At 68.1% G+C, this 3,406-nt stretch carries 3 protein-coding genes; all 3 read right to left on the bottom strand.

Annotated elements, in window-relative coordinates:
• Positions 1-835: ATP-binding protein (locus tag VTU_RS0104510; RefSeq protein ID WP_010101254.1), on the bottom strand; the 835-nt coding region annotated here is incomplete at its 3' end.
• A 21-nt stretch (positions 836-856) separates the two neighbouring features.
• Positions 857-2,086, bottom strand: coding sequence for a bifunctional glutamate N-acetyltransferase/amino-acid acetyltransferase ArgJ (gene argJ / locus VTU_RS0104505; protein WP_010101252.1), 1,230 nt, complete (start codon positions 2,084-2,086; stop codon positions 857-859).
• Positions 2,087-2,141: 55 nt separating this feature from the next.
• A partial coding sequence (locus VTU_RS0104500; RefSeq protein ID WP_010101250.1) for a preprotein translocase subunit SecA occupies positions 2,142-3,406 on the bottom strand: 1,265 nt, incomplete at its 5' end.

Raw genomic sequence — 3,406 nt, 5'->3', positions numbered from 1 at the left:
GGTAGGCCACGCGGCCGCTGCGCGATCCGCGCTCGAGCGCCCACAGCAGCGCCTGCGCACGGGCCGCGGGAATCGCCGCAGCGTCCACGCCCAGCGCCGCGAGCCACTGGGCGACGATGGCCAGGTACTCCTCCTGGCCAAAGGGGTAGAAGCTCAGCCACAGGCCAAAGCGGTCCGAGAGCGAGACCTTCTCTTCCACCGCCTCGCCGGGGTGCACTTCGCCGTTGTCGGCGCGGGTATGCGCCAGGTTTTCCGCCATGTACTCGGGCAGCAGGTGGCGCCGGTTGCTGGTGGCGTAGATCAGCACGTTCGGCGTGGCTGCGGCCACCGATCCATCGAGGATGGATTTCAAGGCCTTGTAACCCGGCTCGCCGTCTTCAAAACTCAGGTCGTCGCAAAAGACGATGAATTTCTCCGGCCGCTCGGACACCACGTCAACAATGTCGGGCAGGTCCGTGAGGTCGGTCTTGTCGACCTCGATCAGGCGCAGGCCCTGCTGTGCGTAGGCGTTCAGGCAGGCCTTGATGAGCGAGGACTTGCCCGTTCCGCGCGCGCCGGTGAGCAGCACGTTGTTCGCCAGTCTGCCGGCGACGAACTGCCGGGTGTTGCGCTCGATCTTCTCCTTTTGCTCGTCGATCTCCCGCAGGTCGGCCAGGCGCATCGCCGCCAGGTGGCGCACCGGCTCCAGCGTGCCATGCCCGCTGCTGCGCTTGCGGTAGCGCCAGGCAATCGCGGCCGACCAGTCCGGCGCGCCCAGGCTTCGGGGCAGGATGGACTCGATGCGCGCGAAGAGTTGCTCGGCGCGCTCGATCAGATGCTCAAATTTTTCATTCATGTGCGCTGCATGGGAGGAGGGTCATGACCGGTAGTCGGCGTTGATGCGGACGTATTCATGGCCGAGGTCGCAGGTCCAGACCGTGTCCGCCGCGCTCCCGCGGCCGAGCAGCACGCGCACCGTGATCTCGCTTTGCTGCATCACGCGCTGGCCGTCTTCCTCGCGGTAGGCGGGGTTGCGCCCGCCGTGCGCAGCCACGTGCACCTCGTCCAGGTACAGGTCGATTCCTTCCGGATCGAGGTCGGCGATTCCCGCGTAGCCCACGGCCGCGAGGATGCGGCCCAGGTTCGGGTCGCTCGCGTAGAACGCCGTTTTGACCAGCGGCGAGTGAGCAATCGCGTAGGCCACCTGGCGGCATTCGGCGCCGCTCCTGCCGCCTTCGACGCGCACGGTGATGAACTTGGTCGCGCCCTCGCCGTCGCGCACGATGGCCTGCGCCAGCTTCTGCGCCACGCCGAGCATGGCCGCGGCCAGGGCCTGGCCCTCGGCGCTGGCCAGGTCGGTGATCGGGGCGTGCGCGGCCTGGTTGCTGGCGAGCAGCATGAAGGAGTCGTTGGTCGAGGTGTCGCCGTCGATGCTGATGCGGTTGAACGAGTCCTCGGCCAGCGCGTGCACCAGTTGCTGCAACGCTGCGGGGTGCACGCGGGCGTCGGTGGCGATAAAGCCGAGCATGGTCGCCATGTTCGGGCGGATCATCCCCGCGCCCTTGCTGATTCCCGTGATGGTGACCGTGGCGCCGCCGATTGGCAGCTGCGCCGAGCAGGCCTTGGGCAGGGTGTCGGTGGTCATGATGGCCTCGGCGGCACGCGCCCAGTGCTCCGGCCGCGCGTCGGCCAGGGCCGCAGGCAGGGCCGCCTCGATGCGCTCGTGCGGCAGGGGCTCCATGATCACGCCGGTGGAGAACGGCAGGATCTGCTCGGGCGCGAGTTCGAGCCTGCGCGCCAGCGCGGTGCAGCTGGCGCGCGCGCGCACCAGGCCGTCGGCGCCGGTGCCCGCGTTCGCGTTTCCGGTGTTCACCAGCAGGGCGCGGATGGCCTGGCCGCTGGCCAGGTGCTCGCGGCAGATCTGCACCGGCGCAGCGCAGAAGCGGTTCTGGGTAAAGACCCCCGCCACGCTCGCGCCCTCGTCGAGCAGGAACACGCTCAAGTCCTTGCGCCCGACCTTGCGGATACCGGCTTGGGCAACGCCGATGCGCACGCCGGCAATCGGTTGCAGGTCGGCGGCGACGGGGGCCAGGAGATTCACGGGCATGGGGGACTTTCTGAAAAACGGCGGCCGATGAACGGGAAAACCGGGGCGCGCCGGCTCAGGCCAGCTTGCCGTGGCAGTGCTTGTATTTCTTGCCACTGCCGCAGGGGCAGGGGGCGTTGCGGCCCACGCGCATGCTCTCCTCGGGCAGCGCCATCATCTGCGCCTGCGCCGTGGTCTCGGCCTCGCCGGTCTCCGTGGGCGCGGTGTAGGTCACGTTGGTGATGCCTTCGGCGCGGCGGTCCTGCGCGGCCTGATCGAGCTGCGCCTGCGATTGGACCTGCACCTTCATGAGGGTCCTGGTGACGTCGTTCTTGACCTCGTCGATGAGCTGGCGGAACAGCTCGAAGGACTCGCGCTTGTACTCCTGCTTGGGCTGCTTTTGCGCGTAGCCGCGCAGGTGGATTCCCTGGCGCAGGTAGTCCAGCGCGCTCAGGTGGTCGCGCCAGTTCGAGTCCACACTCTGCAGCAGCACCATGCGCTCGAACTGCGTGAAGTTCTCGCGGCCCACCTGTTCGACCTTGGCGTCAAAGGCGGTGCGGGCCGCCTGCAGCACCCTGTCGAGAATTTTCTCGTCGTTCATGGCGCTGTCGGCTTGCAGTTCCTGCTGCAGGGCGATCGGCAGCTGCCATTCGTCGGCGAGCAGCTTTTCCAGGGCCGGCAGGTCCCACTGCTCTTCCAGCGATTCGGCGGGAACGTACTGGCGCACCAAGTCGGTCAGGCAGTCCTCGCGCATGGCCGCGATGACGTCCGACAGGTCGCTCACGTCCAGGATGTCGTTGCGCTGCTGGTAGATCACCCGGCGCTGGTCGTTGGCCACGTCGTCGTACTCGAGCAATTGCTTGCGGATGTCGAAGTTGCGCGCCTCGACCTTGCGCTGCGCCGATTCGATGCTGCGCGTCACGATCCCGGCTTCGATGGCCTCGCCGTCGGGCATCTTCAAGCGGTCCATGATCGCCTTCACGCGTTCGCCCGCGAAGATGCGCATCAGCGCGTCGTCCAGGCTCAGGTAGAAGCGCGACGATCCGGGGTCACCCTGGCGGCCCGAGCGGCCGCGCAGCTGGTTGTCGATGCGGCGCGATTCGTGGCGCTCGGTGGCGATGATGCGCAGGCCGCCCAGGGCCTTGACCTTCTCGTGGTCGAGCTCCCACTGCGCGCGCAATGCGGCGATCCGGGTTGCGCGATCGGCCGGCGACAGGGTCTCGTCGGCCTCGATCGCGGCCACGTCCTTTTCGACGTTGCCGCCGAGAACGATGTCCGTCCCCCGGCCGGCCATGTTGGTGGCGATGGTGATCATTGCGGCGCGACCGGCCTGCGCGACGA

The organism is Verminephrobacter aporrectodeae subsp. tuberculatae At4, assembly GCF_000193225.1.
Classification (GTDB): Bacteria; Pseudomonadota; Gammaproteobacteria; order Burkholderiales; family Burkholderiaceae_C; genus Acidovorax; species Acidovorax aporrectodeae.
The sequence above is the reverse complement of the archived record's forward strand: the minus strand, read 5'-3'. Positions and strand labels throughout refer to the sequence as shown.

Excerpts from the sequence above, each read along its gene's own strand:
- argJ (WP_010101252.1), bottom strand. The coding sequence starts at position 2,086 with ATGCCCGTGAATCTCCTGGCCCCCGTCGCCGCCGACCTGCAACCGATT.